General features: G+C 60.0%; 17 protein-coding genes. 6 read left to right on the forward strand and 11 right to left on the reverse strand.

Annotated features, from left to right (window positions below; translation table 11 throughout):
• Positions 1-3 precede the first annotated feature (3 nt).
• From AC1D3C_RS05230 to AC1D3C_RS05240, 3 genes are all read left to right on the forward strand, one after another.
• A complete protein-coding gene (locus AC1D3C_RS05230; RefSeq protein WP_080719362.1) occupies positions 4-849 on the forward strand; it encodes a transporter substrate-binding domain-containing protein in 846 nt (281 codons plus the stop codon).
• A 71-nt stretch (positions 850-920) separates the two neighbouring features.
• Positions 921-1,580 carry an amino acid ABC transporter permease gene (locus AC1D3C_RS05235; protein WP_477482115.1) on the forward strand — a complete coding sequence of 220 codons (660 nt, stop codon included), beginning with the start codon at positions 921-923 and terminating at the stop codon, positions 1,578-1,580.
• A gap of 3 nt (positions 1,581-1,583) precedes the next feature.
• Complete coding sequence (locus AC1D3C_RS05240) at positions 1,584-2,306, forward strand: amino acid ABC transporter permease (protein WP_477482116.1); 723 nt, start codon at positions 1,584-1,586, stop codon at positions 2,304-2,306.
• A gap of 101 nt (positions 2,307-2,407) precedes the next feature.
• On the opposite strand, the gene AC1D3C_RS05245 is transcribed toward AC1D3C_RS05240, so the two are convergent.
• The 4 genes from AC1D3C_RS05245 to AC1D3C_RS05260 form a co-directional block, all read right to left on the reverse strand.
• Entirely contained in the window at positions 2,408-3,253 is an 846-nt protein-coding gene (locus AC1D3C_RS05245; RefSeq protein ID WP_477482364.1) for a MipA/OmpV family protein, read from the reverse strand.
• Positions 3,254-3,657: 404 nt separating this feature from the next.
• Entirely contained in the window at positions 3,658-4,545 is an 888-nt protein-coding gene (locus AC1D3C_RS05250; RefSeq protein ID WP_477482117.1) for a DUF3313 domain-containing protein, read from the reverse strand.
• Positions 4,546-4,646: 101 nt separating this feature from the next.
• Positions 4,647-5,978, reverse strand: coding sequence for a sensor histidine kinase (locus AC1D3C_RS05255; protein ID WP_477482365.1), 1,332 nt, complete (start codon positions 5,976-5,978; stop codon positions 4,647-4,649).
• On the reverse strand, positions 5,978-6,649 hold the full coding sequence (locus tag AC1D3C_RS05260) for a response regulator transcription factor (protein WP_477482366.1): 672 nt from the start codon (positions 6,647-6,649) through the stop codon (positions 5,978-5,980). Before AC1D3C_RS05260 ends, AC1D3C_RS05255 begins: the two co-directional genes overlap by 1 nt.
• Positions 6,650-6,850: 201 nt before the next feature.
• Between AC1D3C_RS05260 and AC1D3C_RS05265 the strand changes: the two genes are divergently transcribed.
• Both AC1D3C_RS05265 and AC1D3C_RS05270 read left to right on the forward strand, forming a co-directional pair.
• Entirely contained in the window at positions 6,851-7,990 is a 1,140-nt protein-coding gene (locus AC1D3C_RS05265) for an efflux RND transporter periplasmic adaptor subunit (RefSeq protein WP_477482118.1), read from the forward strand.
• Between the two features lies 1 nt (position 7,991).
• Complete coding sequence (locus AC1D3C_RS05270; RefSeq protein WP_477482119.1) at positions 7,992-11,132, forward strand: efflux RND transporter permease subunit; 3,141 nt, start codon at positions 7,992-7,994, stop codon at positions 11,130-11,132.
• Positions 11,133-11,310: 178 nt separating this feature from the next.
• Here the strand turns inward: AC1D3C_RS05270 and AC1D3C_RS05275 are convergent, their stop codons facing one another.
• From AC1D3C_RS05275 to groES, 7 genes are all read right to left on the reverse strand, one after another.
• Positions 11,311-12,066 (reverse strand): SDR family oxidoreductase, encoded by a 756-nt coding sequence (locus AC1D3C_RS05275; protein ID WP_477482120.1) that lies wholly within the window; start codon positions 12,064-12,066, stop codon positions 11,311-11,313.
• A 375-nt stretch (positions 12,067-12,441) separates the two neighbouring features.
• Complete coding sequence (locus AC1D3C_RS05280; RefSeq protein WP_477482121.1) at positions 12,442-12,927, reverse strand: hypothetical protein; 486 nt, start codon at positions 12,925-12,927, stop codon at positions 12,442-12,444.
• Entirely contained in the window at positions 12,924-15,134 is a 2,211-nt protein-coding gene (locus tag AC1D3C_RS05285; protein ID WP_477482122.1) for an amylo-alpha-1,6-glucosidase, read from the reverse strand. Before AC1D3C_RS05285 ends, AC1D3C_RS05280 begins: the two co-directional genes overlap by 4 nt.
• Positions 15,135-15,151: 17 nt before the next feature.
• The gene (locus AC1D3C_RS05290) at positions 15,152-16,246 is read right to left on the reverse strand and encodes a glycosyltransferase family 4 protein (RefSeq protein WP_477482123.1); all 1,095 of its coding nucleotides are present in this window, start codon (positions 16,244-16,246) and stop codon (positions 15,152-15,154) included.
• Positions 16,247-16,330: 84 nt separating this feature from the next.
• Positions 16,331-16,753, reverse strand: a complete 423-nt coding sequence (locus AC1D3C_RS05295) for a hypothetical protein (protein WP_477482124.1) — start codon at positions 16,751-16,753, stop codon at positions 16,331-16,333.
• A 100-nt stretch (positions 16,754-16,853) separates the two neighbouring features.
• A complete protein-coding gene (gene groL / locus AC1D3C_RS05300; RefSeq protein ID WP_477482125.1) occupies positions 16,854-18,482 on the reverse strand; it encodes a chaperonin GroEL in 1,629 nt (542 codons plus the stop codon).
• Between the two features lie 47 nt (positions 18,483-18,529).
• Entirely contained in the window at positions 18,530-18,844 is a 315-nt protein-coding gene (gene groES, locus AC1D3C_RS05305) for a co-chaperone GroES (RefSeq protein ID WP_477482126.1), read from the reverse strand.
• 278 nt (positions 18,845-19,122) lie between these two features.
• On the opposite strand from groES, the gene AC1D3C_RS05310 reads away from it, so the two are divergent.
• Positions 19,123-19,395, forward strand: coding sequence for an usg protein (locus AC1D3C_RS05310; protein ID WP_477482127.1), 273 nt, complete (start codon positions 19,123-19,125; stop codon positions 19,393-19,395).
• The last annotated feature ends 37 nt before the right edge of the window (positions 19,396-19,432 follow it).

The following is a 19,432-nucleotide window of genomic DNA, read 5'->3' on the forward strand; positions in this document are numbered from 1 at the left end:
GCCATGTACATATCCATCAGCATGCTTCGCCGTTCGGCCATAGCGCTCGGCACCCTTGCCGCCTTCGTGGTTCCGGCGCTGTCCGCCTCGGCTCAGGCCCTGCCGAAGGCGATCAAGGACGCCGGCGTGGTCCGGATCGGCGTCAAATGCGATTCTCCTCCATTTGGAGCATCCGGCACCGACGGCAAGCCGGCCGGCATCGAGATCGAAATGGCAAAGCAAATCGGCATTGCCGCCTTCGGGGCCGCCGAAAAGGCGGAACTGAGCTGCGTGGCGACGGACGCCCGCATTCCTTCCCTGACTGGTGGGAAGATCGACCTGATCATTGCCACGCTCGGCAAGACTCCGTCTCGCGAACAGGTGATCGATTACTCCGATATCTACTATTGGGGCAGCAGCCGGGTGATCGTGCCGAAGGACAGCAAGGTTCAGAAGCTGGCCGACCTCGACGGCAAGTCGATGCTCATCATCAAGGGCGGCTCGCAGCTGAAGTGGTTGAAGGAACGCTTTCCGAGCCTGGAATTCGTCCAACTCAACACCAATGCCGACAATCTGCAGGCCCTGCAGCAGGGCCGTGCCGACGGATATGTGGGCGATGCGATCACCATCGCGACGCTTGCGGCCAACTATCCTGAATTCCGAACGCTGGAAGAGCCTGTCGATCTCGGCTTCAATGGTGTTGGCGTCCGCAAGGGTGAAGACGAGCTCAAGGCTTTCGTCAATGGCGTCCTCAAGAAACTGAAGAACGAGAAATTTTACTCAAAGACGGTGCCGACCTTCGTCAAGGATCCGATTGTCGCGGCGGAAATGGTAAAATCCTTCGAAACGGATCCGCCGGCCGCAAAGTGAACGAACATGGGTCCTGACGGTTCGACCGTCAGGACCCATGTTCACCGGTATTTTCGAGCAGGATGACGGCCATGGATTTTGCTTATATTCTCGAGGCCCTGCCGGATCTGATGACCGGCCTGAAAATGACGCTGATCGTCAGCTTTCTGGCAATATTCCTGTCTTGCCTTATCGGCCTGTTAGGCGCGGTTTTGCGGACAAGCGGGATTAAGCAGCTGCAATATGCTGTCACTGCCTATGTCGAATTCATCCGAGGCACGCCTTACCTCGTGCAGATCTTCTTTATCTTCTATGGCCTTCCGAGCCTGGGGATGCGGTTCAGCATCTTCTGGTCCGGGGTCATTGCGCTGACGGCCTGGGCAAGTGCCTTTCAGATCGAAAATTTCCGGGCCGGTCTCGCGGCTGTCGGCAGAGGAATGCATGATGCGTCGGCGTCGCTCGGTCTCAAGCGATGGCAACATTCGGTATTCGTCATCCTGCCTCTGGCGACCCGCGCCGCTCTGCCGTCGGCTATGAATACGATCGTGGCAACGGTGAAGAATTCCGCATACCTGCAGGCGATCGGCCTGGTGGAGCTGACTTTTGTCGCGGTCGACCGGATCGCCTACGATTTCCGGGCGATCGAGATGTTCGCTTCGATTTGCGTGATTTATCTGCTCTGCGTCTTCACCATCTCCGGCCTCGGCTACATGGTCGAACGGCGTCTCAGCCGACCATTCGGCGGGAGGTAGACGATGCTGCTTCTGGAATTCCAGTCCTTCCTGTTGGACGGTCTCTTGAATACCGTGTTTCTCTCGTCGGTCATGATCACGGGCGGTACGCTTTTCGCGGTGATCTTCGCAGCCGGCCTTTCCGCCCAATCGGCGTGGTTGAGACGACCTGTCTACGGTCTCGTCGAATGCCTTCGCGACATTCCGCTGATGGTCACGGTCCTGATGGTCTATTTCGTGCTGCCGCATGCGGGGCTATCGTTCAATCCGTTCTGGTCGAGCGCCCTCAGCGTGTCGGTCTGGGGCGGGGCGAACGGCGCGCATATTATTCGCGCCGGCTTGCTGTCCGTGCCGAGCGGCCAGCGGGAAGCTGCGCTGTCATCCGGCCTGCGCGGCTGGAAAGGACTGTTTCTGGTCATCCTCCCACAGGCGATGCCTGTCATCCTGCCCCCTTACGTCAGCCTTATCACCAGCCTCACCCAGGCGAGTTCTCTGGGTGCGGTCCTCGGTGTCAATGAACTGCTGCGCTCGGCGCAGATCCTGATCGAGCAGACAACCATCGCGCGCGGAGGAAGCCCGGCCTATCTGGTCTATGGTTCCATTCTGATCGTGTATTTCGCTCTCTGCTGGTCGATATCTGGCTTGGGCGCGAAGCTCGAGCGGCATTTCGCGAAACCATACCTGCGGGCGAATGGCAAGACTCAGCCGGCGGCGCCTGCTGTTGTCCCGCAAGCCACCATGACCTGAGCTGCAGTCTGAACGATATCGAGCGGGCCGGTTCGCCTCGCTCACGCAATTGCTGCAGAACAGCGGCAGCCGTCGCAGCTGCCGCAGGATTCTACTCGCTTTTAGAACTTGTATCCGACTGCCAGCATTGCAAAGGGTTGAATGTCGTCTTTGACGATCGGGCTGTCCTTGGCATCCCCGAGCAGGAAGCCGGCCCCGCCGGCGCCTGTGACGCTCCAGTTCTCGGTCATCATGTAGGTGACCGAGCCCTTGAGATCGACGCGCTTGATCCCCGCCTTCGCTTCGTATTCCGCCAGGCCGGACCGAGCTGACTGGATCGACGTCACCCCGAAATACGACTCCATGTGTTTGTCGTCGGCCCATGTGCCGGACACATCGGCGGAGAAGATGAAGCGTTCGTAGCGATGGGAAACTTTCGCGCCGAAAGTGCCGGTCAGTCCCTCGCTGCCGCCTATGGTCTTGTCCAACTTGGCGTAGACGCCGAATGGACCGACGTCATAGCTGACAATCCCTCCGATGACGCCGCCCATGTCGATGTCGCCCAGACCACGCAGATGGTCCGAGTCGTCCTCCTTGCGCCCCATCTCGACGCCACCGGTAACACCTACCCTGAAACCGTTTGTTTCGAAAAGATCGACAGTGAGGCCACTGGTATCGAGGTGCACGCGCTCCCCAAATTGGGCGGAGATAAGCGGAAACGGCTGCACCTCGAATTCGTCGGATCCTTCGTATTCGGGCATATAAATTGCTCCGACGCCGATCGTCACCTTCCAGTCATGCAGTTTGCCGCGAATGCCGCCGTAGCGTCCGTTATCGAACTGCTGGGGAGGGGCAATCGCCGCGTCCGTTGCTTCAAGGTCGGCAGCAAACGCCGTGACCGAGAAAAGTGCCGAGGCTGCGGCCAATGCCGCGATCGAGATTTTTATCGTCCACCTTCGCTGAATGATGTCGGAAGCCCCAACTCCGCTTAAGACCGTTTTGCGGTGCCGGTCTTCCGGATGATGTTGATCGTGCTGGCTCACCAAATTAACTCCTGATTATAAAAGCTAAAGAAACCGGGGTATGGTTTCGGGGAGAAGTTGCGGTTGAAGAATTGCCGCAGCATTACAAGTCGAGATGAAAATCAGCCGGCGATGTCGGTGCGCCAGGGCCAAGCGATAGCCACTAAATCCTGCTGCGAATGCCGGCGAGCAGCGGACGAACGGAGCAAGGCTTTGGGGGTGCTGGCCATTGCTCCGTCCGTCCATGCCGCCTTACGGAGCCGCCGGTCGCTGGAGGGCTCGACCGCCGTTCCTCCGTAAAAAGTGCAACGGCTTCGCTGACGCGTATGCCGCCCCCCTTGGATGATATGTCAGTGTGTAATGATCGGTTTTGGCTTCTTGTCGATCCATTCCGGCGGCGCGCCATACTTGGCCGCCACGACTCCCACCAATCCAGGCGCGCGCCCGAAGGTGTCACACGCCGGGTATTTCGGTTTTCCGCCGAGCCAGGACCGCATCCTTTGCCCTGAAGGAAAGGAGACGTTCAATCCTTTCGGCTCCTTGCCGGAAATGAGCATTCGCGAAAAGTCGGACGCGAACTTCGAGGCGAGGCCGTATGCGTCCCCGACTTCAGAAACGCGGGGCTTGTCCTGGATCGAATTTGCGCCGCGGGCCCACACCATCGCCGCGGTCTGAATGCCGCCGCCATCGACAGCCTCCGCTTCGACGGCCAATCCTCCGAGGCCGAAGGGCAGGCGTGGCACGCTGACGGGCAGGACAAAGCCGGTGCCGACGGTTACGGCGGTTGCAACCCCGGCCATCGCCTTGTTTGTCGGTACGATATCGGTGACGACGGACCGTATTGTCAGATCCGCCGGTTGGCCGGCCGAGACCATCTGGTATTTGTCGCTGAGGGCGACGCAGAGCGCCCGGTCCAGAACGTTCGACACCAGCGAGCGGTCGGCTTCCGTTTTGATGCGGGATGCGGCGCTGAAAGAGAAAGTCGTCGGCATGATGCTGACGGTCTTCACCGCGGCCATATGTCCACCATCAATGTAGAGACGTTTCTTGGCCAGCGTTCCTTTCGGTGCGCCGAGATTGCCGTAGGAGGTCAAGGTGCCTCCTTCCTTCAGAGGCACCGAAGTGCATCCACTTGCCGCAAGGGTCAGAGACAAAGCGAGACCCAGAGATCTGAAAGCAGGAATTGGTGAAGGGCCGACACGTCGGGGAAACAATTGAATGGATGGATTGCTGCGCACGCTTTCTGGCCTCCGTCAGGGATGTTCTGGGATGACAGTGAGGGCAAAGGATTGCGGCGGCATTACAGAGGAGCGGTCACGGGCGAGCACGGTGCCGTCTGTCAGAGTTCGATTGTAACCTGCGTTCCGGTCGAGCCGCTTTGGAGACTGACTTGTCCGCGATGGTTTGCGACGATCTGTTTCACCAGGCTCAAACCAAGGCCTGCGCCTCTGCTTTTGGGGGTAACGCGGTAAAAGGGCTCGAAAACCAGCTCCTGATGTTCGGCCGGTATGCCTGACCCTTCGTCGGCCACGGTGATCCGCCCGCCGGCCGAGACCGAAACAGTGATCATTCCCCTATCGCCACCGTGGTCGATCGCATTGCGGACCAGATTGCTGACCGCCCTTGGCAGAGCGGAAGGGCTGCCGCGCCGCTCAACGCTCTCCACCTCGCTTTGAAAAGAGATCCGGTAGCCAGCGGCGATCGCCTGAGGCGCCAGATCGGCAACCACCGTCCGTGCGATCTCGACGAGATCGACCGCTTCATGGAGATCGGTCGCCTGGTCGTTGCGCTCAAAGTCGAGCAGCTGTTCGGCGGTCTCGGCCAAACGCGCAACGTCGTGCAGCAATCGCCTGCGTTCCTGACCCTCGGGCATGCCGTCGATCCGGGTCTGCATGATGGCGATCGGCGTTCTGAGCTCATGCGCCGCGTCGATCAGGAAGCGCTGGCGTTTCTTCAATTCGTTCTCGAGCCGCTCCAGCGTACCGTTGAATGCAATCACCAGCGGAGCAACCTCTTTGGGAATACCTTCGACCGGCAGGCGTGCTCCATGCTGGCGCGGTTGGATCTGCGATGCTTTGTCAGCGACATCGCTCATTCTTGCAAGCGCACGGCCGACGATTCGCGGGACGGCGAGGAAGATCGCAGGCAAGGCGACCGCGAGCAGAGAGACGTAGATCGGATAGGCCTTTGCCAGAAGGGCGAAGACCGGCGAGCCTTTGTCAGCCACGCCGCCAGACAGAATCCGAACCTCGCCGACGGCTGCTTCGGCATTGTCAATCGTCGCAGCCTCCTTCGTCGCAGCGGATCCCCGTATGTCCGCGTCGTCGAACAGATGGACCAGATGGGCGAGCTCAGCATAAGGTCGAGGGATGGTGCCATAGGACACGGACGCACCATCTATCGTGGCCACCACATACCAAAGCGAGCTGTTCTGCTCCTTGAGTGCCCTTAGCCTCGGCGTTTCTCGTAGCTCCAAACGTCCTTGGCTGTCGCGTGTCGCGGCCGCGGCTATCGCAGAGCCGATCTTCTCCTCCATGGCAATGTTAGGCGACATGATCGTAGCAGCCCATACGCAAAGCCCGAGGATTACCGCAGCAATAACTGCGACGATGACCAGGCTGAGTTGCCAACTCAGCTTCCACCAAAGCGAGGGGGTAGCCTTGTCGTGCATCATTCCTCCCTCAGGAGATACCCGACGCCGCGGATATTGTGGATCGCGACACCGGCACCGGCATCCAGCAGTCGTTTGCGCAATCTTGAAATATGCGCGTCGAGCGCGTTCGACTGGATTTCTTCTTCGTAATTGTAGACTGCGGCCTCCAGGGTCGATCGAAGGACGGTTTTGTCTTTCCGCTTGGCCAGCGCCACTAGGACGAGAAGTTCGCGCCGGGGCAGGTCGAGCGGGGTCGACGCCACGGTTACGCTCAAATGCAGGGGATCGATCACCATCCGGCCCACCGTGATTTGAAGTTCCGCCAGACTTGGCGGTCGGCGCAAAACCGCCCGCAATCGCGCCATCAGCTCGTCCACAAGAAACGGCTTGCCCAGATAATCGTCCGCGCCGACATCCAGCCCTTCGACACGCTCCAATGGCTCATTGCGCGCCGTCAGCACAATGATCGGCGCGTCGGTGCCTGTCCGCCTCAACATCGGAATGAAGGTCAGCCCTTCGCCATCAGGCAACCGCCGATCGAGAAGGATTGCATCGTAGGTATTCTGGCGCGTCAATTCGAAAGCGTCCGCAAGATGCGTGGTGTGATCGGTGACAATGCCGTGTTTGCTCAGCGCCGCTGAAAGAGCGTCAGCCAGCTCTCTCTCGTCCTCTATCAATAGAAGTCTCATCGTCCCTTGGCTCTCCTGTCCCGTTGTTCTCTGCCGCGAAGATTGCGGCAGCATGACGGGGACAAAGGAACCATCAGGTAATGTTGCTGCAATTCTCAAAGCCTAGCAACCGGAACCATCCAGTCGCGAAAACGCGAGGCGCCGCCCGCAGGTGGCCGTGCTTTAAATCCAGGGAATGTCGCTATGGCTTTGAAATGGACAATGAGATTGACCAAGGCGGGGATGCTTCTGGGAGGCGTCTACCTCGCCGTCGTGTTTATCGATCCCGCACGCGGAACGGTCGATGCGAATGAACGGGTGAAAGAGGTTGTCGCGGCGGTCGCGGCGAACCAACGCGATAAACCGCTGGAACTGGCTCCTTCGGAAATTGCCGACATCCGGCCCACTTCCGTGGTGGAACGGCTGCGCGTCAGCGGGGACCTCGAGCCGATCAATCGCGCCGTCCTACACGCCAAGGATGGAGGCAGGATCATCGAGGTTCGCGCCGTTGCGGGACAGGCGGTCAAGGCAGGGGACGTGCTGGCTCGTTTCGAGACGGACGATCTCCAGTCATTCCTCAAGCAGCGTGAAGGGGATCGCGATGTCGCGGCGGCGGAGATGCTGCTTGCCATGCAGTCGCTCAACAGGATCGAACAACTCGCGGATAAGAACATCGCGAGCCAGGAGCAGCTCGACAAGGCACGAAGCGAAGTTGCCGCCTCGACTGCCAGACTGAAAAGCCTTTCAGCCCAGGCGGATATCGCACGCACTGCTTTGCGGGAGGCCGAAGTTCTGGCGCCGTTCGACGGCATCGTCTCAAGCCGGGCGATCAATCAGGGCTCCCGCGTCGGCGCCGGCGCCGAACTTTTCACGATCGTCGATACGAGCATTCTGGACGCAAAAGTCCTGGTCTCGACGCGCGACGTGCACCGCGTTGCGATCGCCCAACGGGCAGAATTGCACATCGACGGGCTTGACGGGCAAACCGTTGTCGGAAGCGTGGATCGTATCGGTCCCGTCGCCGACCAGGGCACGCGCTTCATTCCGGTCTATATCCGGCTCTCCAACGGTGGCGCCCGCCTGCGAGGCGGATCGTTCGCGACGGGCACGATCCTGGTCCGGCAAAATGAAGACGCGATCGTGATACCGGCTATCTCGCTGCGCAAGGACGAGACGGGAGACTATGTCCTGAAGCTGAAAAAAGGCCGTCTCGTCCGCCAGCCCGTGATTGTCGGATCGGGATCAGGCGGGAGTGACAGCCTGGAGATTTCCGAAGGCCTGGCCTACGGCGACACGATCGTGACCGCGCCGCTGCCTGAGCTGCGGCCGGACGTCACCGTCACGATCCCGAAGGCGGGCTGACATGTTTCTCACCCGCATTTCGATCGCTCATCCCGTCTTCGCCTCCATGATGATGGTGGTGTTGCTTGTGCTTGGCGCGTTTTCCTACCAGCGCCTCGGCGTCGACCAGTTTCCGAATGTCGACGTCCCGGTTGTCGTGGTCACGACGACCTATCCAGGTGCGACGCCCGAAACCATCGAGACGGAGGTGACCAGGCCCGTCGAGGAGGCGCTGAATACGATCAGCGGCCTCGATGAGATCACGTCGACCTCCTACGAAGGACGGTCGATCGTCATCGCCCAGTTCAAGCTGGAGGTGGAGAGCACGATGGCAGCGCAGGACGTCCGCGACAAGATAGCAGCCCTCGAAGCAGAGCTTCCGGAGGAAGCCGACAAGCCAGTCGTGGCGCGGTTCAATCCATCGGACGAACCGATACTTTCGGTGGCGATCAGTTCACCTTCTCTCGGCATGCCGGAACTCACAACGATCGCCGACCAGCGCGTGTTGCGCCAACTGACGACGATAGCCGGGGTCGGGCAGGCGACGCTGATCGGCGGGCAGAAACGGCAGGTCGACATCAGCATCGATGAGACGCGGCTGCGCGCATTGGGTATCGGCGTTGACGAAGTCATCAAGGCCCTCCGGGCTGCCAATCAGAACAAGCCTGCCGGAAGCGTGATCAGTGGTCTGACGGACCGCACTATTCAGGTGCAAGGGCGGATTGCGGAACCCAAGGATCTTCTGGATATGATCGTCGCTCGCCGCGGCGGCGGAGCTGTCTATCTCCGCGATGTTGCCACGGTAAAGGATGGCGCCGCGGATCCGGAAAGTCGTGCGATCTATAACGGCGAAGCCGCGCTCGCCGTCGCCATCGTCAAAGTCCGGGATGCGAATACCGTGCAGGTGGTGAGCGATGTTCGCAAGCGGCTCGGCCAGCTGAATGCCGAACTCAGTGCCCAAAACATGCGGCTTCAAATCATCATGGATGCCTCGACCTCCATTCAGGAGTCGCTTGGCCAGGTGCAATCGACATTGATCGAGGGAGCGGCACTGGCGGTCGTCATCGTTTTCCTGTTCCTCAACTCATGGCGAAGCACGGTGATCACGGGGCTGACGCTTCCAATCGCCATGATCGGCACGCTCGCTGTCATCTATTTTCTCGGCTTTACGCTCAACATGCTCAGCCTGCTGGCATTGACGCTCTCGATCGGCATTCTTGTCGATGATGCGATCGTGGTGCGCGAGAACATCATGCGCCATCTTCGCATGGGCAAATCGCATCTCAAGGCGGCTCTCGATGGCACGAGCGAAATCGGGCTCGCGGTGACGGCGACGACCGCCACGATCGTCGCCGTCTTCCTGCCTGTCGCGTTCATGGAAGGCATGGTTGGGCGCTTCTTCTACGAGTTCGGGGTTACAGTTTCCGCTGCCGTGCTGATCTCGCTGTTCGTCGCCTTCACCCTCGACCCTATGCTTTCCAGCGTCTGGCATGATCCCGACGCCGAGCCCGGCGCAAGGCGCGGACCGGTTGGACGATCGATCGCTCACTTCGATGCCGGATTCGAAAGGCTCGCCGAGCGCTATCGGCAGATCATCCGCTGGACCCTGCGACATCGTTTGATCACGCTCGCACTGACTGGCGGCATCCTCGTCGGCAGCATTTTGATGGTTCCCCTGGTGGGTGTCGAATTCGTTCCCAATGCGGACGAAGGTCGATTCCAGATCAACGTGACGACGCCGGCAGGTTCTTCGTTGGACTACACGCGCACCAAGGTTGGGCAGATCGAGAAGGCGCTGCATGAGTTTCCGGAAGTTGCTTCGATCTACTCGACGATCAACACCGGCAGCACCATGGGCAAACATAAAGCCGCCATTCTCGTCAGCCTCGTGCCGTTGGAGCAACGCAAACGGACGCCTGCCACCATCGCGGGTCCCATCCGAGAACGCCTTTCCGTCATACCGGGAACAAAGATCGCCATCATCCAAGAGGGCTTGGGCGGAGACGCCAGTCCGATCCAACTAAGCGTTCTGGGTGACGATCAGCGGGTACTGGAAAAGATCGCGGCGGATCTGACCACAGGCATGCGCGGGATGCCTGGCATGGTGGACATCAATTCAAGCGCTGGCGAGGAAAATTCCAACCTTTCCGTTCGGCTCAAGCGTGAGCAGGCGAGTGATTTGGGCATCGGTATCTCCGAGTTGGCCGGAATGCTCTCGCCGCTGATCGGCGGCGAAGACGTTTCCACCTGGACCGATACGCGCGGACAGACCTACGATGTTGTCGTCCGGCTTCCCCGCGACCAGCGCTCCAATGCCGCCGCTCTCGGGGAGTTGATGATCAAAGTCGCAGGCGACGACGMAAGCGATAGCCCGCGCATGGTCCGGCTGGATCAGGTCGCGGACATCGCGGTCGTCCCGGCGGCCTCCGAAATCCGTCGTCTCGACATGTCCAGAGAGATCCTGATCTCGGCGGATATATCTAGCCGAGCCGCGGGGGATGTCACAGCCGAACTGGAAGCCATGGTAGCCAAGCAGGATCTTCCGACGGGCTACCGCATAAAATTCGGTGGCGATTCCGAGGACATAGAGAAAGCGACAGGCGGCATGTTCAAGGCGCTGATGATGGCGGTGATCTTCATCTATGTCGTGTTGGCGTCTCAGTTCGGAAGCTTCACCCAGCCGATCGCGATCATGGCTGCACTTCCCCTGTCGCTGATCGGCGTGCTTATTGGCCTCATGGTCGCGGGAAGCACCATCAACATGTTCTCGATGATCGGCTTCTTCATGCTGATGGGGCTTGTTACCAAGAACGGCATCCTGTTGGTCGATTTCGCCAACCGGGAGCGCCGGCAGGGCTCGACCCTCAGCGAGGCGCTCGTCAATGCAGGCGCGGTACGGTTCCGGCCGATCATCATGACATCGCTCGCGATGATCGCCGGCATGATCCCGCTCGCGATGGCGGCCGGCGGCGGTGGCGCGCAACGGGCTCCGATGGCGCATGCCGTCATCGGCGGCCTTGTCAGCTCTACCCTCCTGACCTTGATCGTGGTGCCTGTCATCCTCTCCTGCATCGACAGTCTGACGCTGTGGATTGCGGGGAGGGTGCGGACGCATTCGACCAGCGAAAACGAACTCCAATCGCCGAAATCGGCAAAGCAATGACCCGTAAAACCGTTCTCCGCCTCTTCGGCAGGTTTCTCTTCTCCGCCATCATGATGGCGGCCCTTTTTGGAGGGCCGCTTGTACTCCTGGTTCTTCTCTCCAGGCGGTTCACCATGTAGCGGACTTGCTCGGTTAGAGGTAGGTCGGCTGGCAGGCCAAGGGATTGTGCCGACCCCTTTTAGGCAGGATTGAGGGCGGCAAATATGTTGTCATAAGTTCCGTCGCGTTCAGCCCAGCGGCGGGCCTGATCGCGTTCGAGGAGCAACTCGCCGCGCGGGTGGTTGCCTTGCTCGAGCATCGCAATCACCTCCGAAATATAAGAGCCCAGAGGCATCGCCCGAGGGTCGGCAGCCTGTGCAGTGCCGGTCAATTCGGTCTGGACATAGGGCGGCGACAATTCGAGAACCTCGACAGGCAAGGTTCGAAGCTGGTGGCGCAGCGAGACCAGCCATGAATGCAGGAACGCTTTGCTCGCGCAATATGTGGCAAAGTCGGCGCGAGGCACGAAGGCGAGCGCCGAACTGGTCGCCATGATAGTTGCGTGACGTTGCTTCCTCAATGTCGGCAGGAAGGCGGCAATCACGCGCAGCACGCCGAGGATGTTCGTCTGCACGATCGTTTCGGCCTCGGCCACCTTCCAATCTCCGGACGCGATATCCTCAGTTCGAGAAATCCCGGCGTTGGCTATCAATATATTAAGGTCGGGGAACCGCACGCGGACGTCGCTCGCCAGGCGCGTCAGGGAGTGGGGATCGTCCAAGTCGAGGTGCATCCCGACAATGCCGGCGCGACCGGCCGCGATGCTTTCAAGCAGGCCCTGCCGCCGTCCCGTTACGATGACGCGGTTGCCTCGATCATGAAGAGCTTCGGCAAGCGCACGGCCAATCCCGCTCGTGCCGCCAGTGATCAGTATAGTGTTGTCGGTCATTCTCATTGTTGGAACCTTTCCGAAGTTCTGCGTTCAAAGAAAGGCCACGGCGTAGTCATCGAAACCCATACGGGCATCCCTATCGAAGACCAGGTTTCCTTGGTCTTGGCGAAAGATCGGCCTTGGGTGATGATATAAATCCATACCGCGCGCCTTCAAAGTCGAGTTCTCCCTGCTGGGACCTTCTCGACAAAGGACGCGTTGGATGACGGTAACGCCTACGACAGCGCGGGCTTCATCGCTGCGGCCAAACACCTAACCGAGCCAGCGCCCGTGGTCAACGCCGTTGCCCGAGCGGCGCTTTCTTTCGAGAATATCAAAAAGCCCCGTAGCCGGTTAGGATTACGGGGCTTGAGGCAACGAAATGTTGTTGGATCAGGATCAGCACGAGTTTGCCTGGTTCGTCGGGCTGTTCGGGTTGGAGGTAGACGCGTTGGTGCCGTTTGCCCCCGCAGTGGTCGGGCTCTGGCCGCAATTAGCATTCGTGCTGCCCGCATTACCCGCGCCTTGCGCGTTGGTGCTGCCCGTCGTTGTGGTGTCGGGCACTATCGCGCCTCCGGCTCCAGTGCCCGGGGTTCCAGTGCCGGTGGCGTCGGTCGATGTGCCGGTGCCGGAAGTGCCGGTCGAACCCGAACCGGCCGAACCGGTGCTGCCGCCAGTACCCTGTGCGAATGYGGAAGTAGCAAGACCAAGCGCAAGAGCGCTCACAGTGAGAAGCTTTGCGATCATGAAGTGTTTCCTCTCAGTTATCTCAACGACATCCAAACCGCGGGTAGCATCTAAAGTTCCCGCTGTATTAAAAACAATCGAAACCGCCGAATGTTGAACGACCGCCACGTCGCCGCTGGTCACGACGGCATTGGTCATGCCGTCGTGACAACCCGAACATCGCCTTTGCGATCGACAACGAGGACGACGACCTCTCGTCCCGAGCGCCGGACAGTCACGTCGACCGAACCATGTCCGACCAGCAGATGCCGTAGGGTGACCTCGTCGAGGAAAGGCGGAAGCCGAGGCTCGTTGAAGCTGACCTGCAACGCGTTCGGATCGAAGTCGAGGCCGAGGCACGATTGCAACAGCGAGAGTGGCGCTGCCGCGGCCCAGGCCTGCGGCGAGCATGCGACCGGATAGAAAGTCGGCCCTTGTGCTCGCTGGCGCGCCAGTCCGCAGAAAAGTTCGGGAAGCCGGCGCAGATCGATATAGGTCGAAGCCGTAAACAGCCCTTCGAATATTCGAGCCGCCTCCACTCTAAACCCGTAACGAGCGAGGCCGCTCGCGATCAGGGCATTGTCATGTGGCCAAATCGAGCCGTTGTGGTAACTCATTGGATTGTAACGCGCCTCGGTCGATGGAATTGTGCGGATGCCCCAACCGCAGAAGGATGAGGCGCTCATCATCGTGCGGACGACCCGTTCGGCCCGGTCCGGATAGGCGAGCCCGGTAAAGAGCGCGTGGCCGGCGTTCGAGGACCGGACCCGGCAAGGCCGCTTGTCCCGGTCGAGTGCCAGCACGTAGGTGCCAAGCTCTTCGTCGAAGAAGGTGGAATCGAACGCCCGGCGAAAGCCCTCCGCTCTTGCCATAAAGCTTGTCGCCTGTTCCGGCCGGTCCAGCCGGCGGAAGATCTCCGCTGCCGCTTGCCAGGCGCCGTAAACGTAGGCCTGCACTTCAGCGATCGCGATTGGCCCGTTGGCCAGTGTACCGTCGGTGTGGAAAACGGAGTCGTGGCTGTCCTTCCATGCCTGGTTGATCAAGCCTTCTTCGGTCTGCCGCCCATATTCAACGAAGCCGTCGCCGTCGCGGTCTCCGTGCTCGTCGATCCATGTCAACGCCGCCTCTATGTGCGGCAGGAGGGGATAGATCGTCGCGAGATCACCGGTTCGCTTCAGGTATTCCCCGGCCAGCATCACGAAAAGCGGAGTCGAGTCGATACTGCCGTAGTACCGCCGGAAAGGCACTTCGCCCAGTTCAGCCATCTCTCCGGAACGGACTTCGTGCAGGATTTTCCCCGGTTCGGCGTCCGATGCCGGGTCAATCTCCGTCGCCTGGTTGGCCGCAAGGTGTCCGAGGACGCCGCGGGCGATGTTCGGATCGAGCCAGAGCGTTTCAAGCGCGGTGATAAGGGCGTCGCGGCCAAAGACGGTGCTGAACCAAGGTATGCCGGCGTAGGGATAAGGGCCTTCCGGTTTATCGGTCATCAGCATGTAGAGATCTGAAACACTGCGGCGTGCAGCCTCGTTGAAGATCTCGTTCGACGTCGTGATCGACGCCGCGCGCGAAGACGCGGCGCGCAAGGCCCGGCGGGCGTCCCGCAAGGCAAAAAAGAAGGAACGGTAGCCGGGCTTGTCGCTTTGCGCGGCCGGATCACAGCCGATCTCGATGAACAGCGAGCGGATTTCATGCGGCGCCAGTTCGAGGTCATAGACGACAAGGTCACTGCCAAGCTTGTCCGGCTGCGGGTCGAAGGAAAGCCGTGTCAGTCGTCTCTTGCTGTCCAGACCGACATAGGAGAGGAGGATGGAACCCTGCTCGATGACAGCCGGAAGATGGCGGCCTTTTCTTGCCCTCACGGTGCCGCGGACCTCGAAAAGATCGGCAAAGTCTGCTGCGAATGCGATCTCAATGCGAATGTGCTGCGGCCGCTCGTCATAATTTTTGACGGTCAGCCGCTCGTAGCAGGTTGCCTTCCACAGGAAGCGCGACCTGCGCAGATGGATGAGGTCATGCTCCAGAATGAGCTTGCCCTTCCCGTCGAAGAGATCGGGGTTGGTTAGGTCGCAGGTGAGCGTTGCGTTGTCGTCGCGCAATGTCGACGACAGCAGCATCGGGCGCCGGCCGTTGATCGACAGGTAGAGGTGAGAAAGATAGCGCGTGTCGCGGTGGAAGAGGCCTTCGGGGCTGCCCGGGCCGCAGAGCGCGTCGCCGTTGTGATCGAAGACGGCGAAGGTATCGCCGTGCTTCAGGGTGCGTGGCCGCCGCTCCTGCAGCGATGCGGCAGCGGGAATGAAGAATTGCGCGACCGGTGCGCCTGGGCCGGCCAGCACCCCGGTCGGGTTGTCCGCAGAGGTGATCGACATGGCTTCTCCTTAAGATTTCAGGCGACCACCTGCAGGTCGAGTGCCTGGCCGTTTGACCGACGAATACGCGCAGCCTTGGTGCGAACGCCCGGCAGATTGCGATAGATTTCGAAATAGTCTCGCGCCATACGTCCGGCTGTGAAGCGTTCCTCGAATGTACCGCGCACTTTTCTCCGATCCATCCGCAACGCCCATTCGACGTTTTCGGCCGCCTCGGTCACACTGTCGACCAGAATCCCGGAAACGCCATCGTCGATCACCTCCGGAACGGAGCCGCAGCGGAAGGCGATAACCGGAGTGCCGCACGCCATGGCCTCGATCATGACAAGTCCAAAGGGCTCGGGCCAGTCGATCGGGAAAAGCAGCGCGCCGGCATTGCCGAGGAAATCGGCCTTCTGGTGCTCGTTGATCTCGCCGATGAATTCGACATTCGGATGGCTCTTGACCATCGGCTCGATCACCGTCTCCCAATAGGCCTTGTCGGCATTGTCGATCTTGGCCGCGATCTTCAGCGGCATGCCGACCTTTGCCGCGATCTCGATTGCGCGGTCCGGCCGCTTCTCCGGCGAAATACGTCCGAGGAAAGCGAGGTAGTTGCCTTTCGCTATTGCAGTGAACGGCAGGAGATCGGCGGGTAGACCGTTGTAGACGGTTCCGGACCACTTGACCGGCGGCATCGGGCGGCGCTGGTCGTCGGAGATCGAGACCAGCGGAATTTCGGGAAAGGCCTGATAAAAAGGATGCAGGTCCGGCAGGTCGAGGCGACCATGCAAGGTGGTCACCGTGCGGTCGGCAAAATTTCGGACCAGCGGGAAATGCAACAGGTCGATATGGAAATGCAGGATATCGAATTCGCGCGCCCGGCGGCGGACTTCCTCCAGCATGACGATCTGATGCGGCAGGTGGTCCCTGACGGCCGGGTTGAGCCGCAATGCGACCTGCGAACACGCCACCAGCTTCGCGTCGGTAACGGAATCACCGCTTGCAAAGAGAGTGACGTCATGGCCCTGGGCGACAAGTTCTTCGGTGAGATAAGAAACAATGCGTTCGGTTCCCCCGTAGAGCTTGGGCGGAACACTTTCAGCAAGCGGTGCGATCTGAGCGATCTTCATCGGCAAAACCTCCTCGTGAGAGCAAAGAGTCGTCGGCAAAAATCATGTCCGCGCCCGTCAGGACAGCACGCGGGGTCGAAGTCTTCAGGTTTCAAACAACTGGCGGCGACGTCCGTTCCAGTAGCTGCACAGGCCGAAACGGTCGCGAAGCCGTCTGTTTCGTCGCTTTCTGCGGTCGCTTCTGCCCGTTTCCAATAGAACTGGCAGGGTCGGCGCGGGGAGAGGATCGCTGCCGCCGTCGAGCGCTTTCAGAGCCTCCAGGATTTCGTCATAAGTGACGATGTTGTCCATGCCCGGATAACGGCGCAAGGCAGGCATGGATTCAATAGCGGATATGTCGGAAGCCCATGAGGCGAGGATCGCCCGCTTCTCGTCCCTGCCGATATGTTCGGCCGCCAGCACGTCCCGCGGGTGATTAAAATGCGAAGCCGGGTGCAGCAGATGCGCGGCGCTGATTGCTTCTACGGCCTGCTCTGGTGCGGTATTGTCGATACTTTCCTTTCTCATCCTGTGACCCCATTGCTGGAGATGGACATTTCGCCCGGTTGTCGATTTGTTGGTTGAACGGGTTGGCCCGCCCTTTGAGAAGGGCGGGCCGGATCATCACTCAGAAGTCCATGCCCGCCCCTGCGGGCATGGCAGGAGCGGTTTCCTTCTTCGGCTTTTCCGCAATCATGGCTTCCGTCGTCACGAGCAGACCAGCCACGGAGGCGGCGTCCTGGAGTGCGGCACGGACGACCTTGGCCGGATCGATGACGCCCTGGGCGTAAAGGTCGCCATATTCGCCGGTCTGGGCGTTCCAGCCGTAGGAGAACTCGCTCTTCTCGCGCAGCTTGCCAACGATCACCGAACCTTCGGCGCCGGCGTTCTGGGCGATCTGGCGAACGGGAGACTCGATGGCACGGCGAACGATCTCGACACCGACGCGCTGATCCTGATTGGCAGTGCTGAGGTTATCGAGTGCCTTGACGGCGCGCAGCAGCGCGACACCGCCGCCGGGCAGGATGCCTTCTTCGACGGCGGCCCGCGTCGCATGCAGTGCGTCGTCAACCCGGTCCTTCTTTTCCTTCACCTCCACTTCCGTCGAGCCGCCGACGCGGATCACGGCAACGCCGCCGGCCAGCTTGGCCAGACGTTCCTGCAGCTTTTCGCGGTCGTAGTCGGACGTGGTTTCCTCGATCTGGGCGCGGATCTGGGTCGTGCGACCGTCGATCTCTGCCTTGGAGCCGGCACCGTCGATGATGGTGGTATTCTCCTTCTCGATCGACACTTTCTTCGCCCGTCCAAGCATGTTCAGCGTGACGTTCTCCAGTTTGATGCCGAGGTCTTCGGAGATGACGGTGCCGCCCGTCAGGATGGCGATGTCTTCGAGCATTGCCTTGCGGCGATCACCGAAGCCCGGAGCCTTGACGGCTGCGATCTTGAGGCCGCCACGCAGCTTGTTGACGACGAGGGTGGCAAGCGCTTCGCCTTCGACGTCTTCAGCGATGATCAGCAGCGGCTTGCCGGACTGAACCACGGCTTCCAGCACCGACAGCATGGATTGCAGGTTGGAGAGCTTCTTCTCGTGGATCAGGATATAGGGATCCTCGAGTTCCACCCGCATCTTGTCCTGGTTGGTGACGAAATAGGGGCTGAGATAACCGCGGTCGAACTGCATGCCTTCGACGACTTCGAGTTCGATTTCGGCAGTCTTGGCTTCTTCAACCGTGATAACGCCTTCGTTGCCGACTTTTTCCATGGCTTCGGCGAGATACCGGCCGATTTCGGCATCGCCATTGGCCGAGATGGTGCCAACCTGCGCGATCTCGGAATTGTTGGAGATCTTGCGTGCATTGGCCTTCAGTTCCTTGACGACCGCATCGACGGCAAGATCGATGCCGCGCTTCAGGTCCATCGGATTCATGCCGGAGGCGACCGCCTTTGCACCTTCCTTGACGATAGCCTGGGCAAGAACGGTCGCGGTCGTCGTGCCGTCGCCGGCCAGATCGTTGGTCTTCGATGCCACCTCGCGCAGCATTTGGGCGCCCATGTTCTCGAACTTGTCGTCCAGTTCGATCTCCTTGGCGACCGACACGCCGTCCTTGGTGATGCGGGGCGCTCCGAAGGACTTGTCGATGACGACGTTGCGGCCCTTGGGCCCAAGCGTCACCTTCACGGCATTGGCCAGGATATCGACCCCACGCAGCATGCGTTCACGGGCATCGGTGTTGAACTTGACTTCTTTCGCAGCCATTTTTCACTCCTCGATTAGGCAGCTTGCTTGATTGATGGACGGTGTTCTCAGGCGGCTTTCTTCTGCTCGGTCTGGGCCTCGATGATGCCCATGACGTCGCTTTCCTTCATGATCAGCAGGTCCTCGCCGTTGATCTTGATCTCGGTGCCGGACCACTTGCCAAACAGGATGCGGTCGCCAACCTTGACATCGAGGGCCTGGACCTGGCCGGCGTCGTTGCGCGCGCCAGGGCCGACGGCGATGACCTCGCCTTCCTGGGGCTTTTCCTTGGCAGTGTCGGGAATGATGATGCCACCCTTGGTCTTTTCCTCGGATTCGACCCGGCGGACGAGAATGCGATCGTGAAGCGGTCGGAACGACATGTTTTCCTCCAATGGACAAACAATGATGACGTTGTTCCCCTGGCCGGACCGGATGACCAGTCCGGGCGGGTGCAAAACCTCGCGCGAGCGTTTTGCGCGAAATGATCTGGTTTGCGGATTTCGGGATTTCAAGAGAGCCCGCGAAAAAATCAGCACTCTTTGGAGATGGCTGCTAAGACGATGGAAAGGAACAACAAACGTGGGCTTGGCGTTTTGAAAATGTTGATGGGCCGCAAAAAAAGCGCCCGCTTCAGACTGGTATGAAACGGAGACGAAGCATGCGATTTTCATCAGATATGGAACGTCAGCTCCACGGCTACGGCCTTACCACTGCTCACATCCTCTACCATATCCCCGATTTCGAATCCGTCCTGCAGACATATGTTTGGCAGGACTACGATCTGGTACCTGATTTCCCTGAGATGCACAGGTTTCTTGATTTCTGGCAGGTCAACCTTGACGGCCCGCTTCACTCCGTGCGTTACACCCACCAGCGCCTGATCGGCCCGCACGAATGGCGCCGTGTGGACGGCGAGTTCAAGCTGCACTAACGACAGCACTTGAACAGAGATTTTTCGCTTCCTAACT

The organism is Neorhizobium sp. P1_A6, from assembly GCF_056406795.1.

Coding starts and splice junctions, on each gene's coding strand:
- AC1D3C_RS05295 (WP_477482124.1), bottom strand. CDS start 16,753: ATGAGAAAGGAAAGTATCGACAATACCGCACCAGAGCAGGCCGTAGAA.
- AC1D3C_RS05285 (WP_477482122.1), bottom strand. CDS start 15,134: ATGTCGATCACCTCTGCGGACAACCCGACCGGGGTGCTGGCCGGCCCA.
- AC1D3C_RS05290 (WP_477482123.1), bottom strand. CDS start 16,246: ATGAAGATCGCTCAGATCGCACCGCTTGCTGAAAGTGTTCCGCCCAAG.
- groES (WP_477482126.1), bottom strand. CDS start 18,844: ATGTCGTTCCGACCGCTTCACGATCGCATTCTCGTCCGCCGGGTCGAA.
- AC1D3C_RS05275 (WP_477482120.1), bottom strand. CDS start 12,066: ATGAGAATGACCGACAACACTATACTGATCACTGGCGGCACGAGCGGG.
- AC1D3C_RS05265 (WP_477482118.1), top strand. CDS start 6,851: ATGAGATTGACCAAGGCGGGGATGCTTCTGGGAGGCGTCTACCTCGCC.
- AC1D3C_RS05255 (WP_477482365.1), bottom strand. CDS start 5,978: ATGCACGACAAGGCTACCCCCTCGCTTTGGTGGAAGCTGAGTTGGCAA.
- AC1D3C_RS05235 (WP_477482115.1), top strand. CDS start 921: ATGGATTTTGCTTATATTCTCGAGGCCCTGCCGGATCTGATGACCGGC.
- groL (WP_477482125.1), bottom strand. CDS start 18,482: ATGGCTGCGAAAGAAGTCAAGTTCAACACCGATGCCCGTGAACGCATG.
- AC1D3C_RS05260 (WP_477482366.1), bottom strand. CDS start 6,649: ATGAGACTTCTATTGATAGAGGACGAGAGAGAGCTGGCTGACGCTCTT.
- AC1D3C_RS05310 (WP_477482127.1), top strand. CDS start 19,123: ATGCGATTTTCATCAGATATGGAACGTCAGCTCCACGGCTACGGCCTT.
- AC1D3C_RS05240 (WP_477482116.1), top strand. CDS start 1,584: ATGCTGCTTCTGGAATTCCAGTCCTTCCTGTTGGACGGTCTCTTGAAT.
- AC1D3C_RS05230 (WP_080719362.1), top strand. CDS start 4: ATGTACATATCCATCAGCATGCTTCGCCGTTCGGCCATAGCGCTCGGC.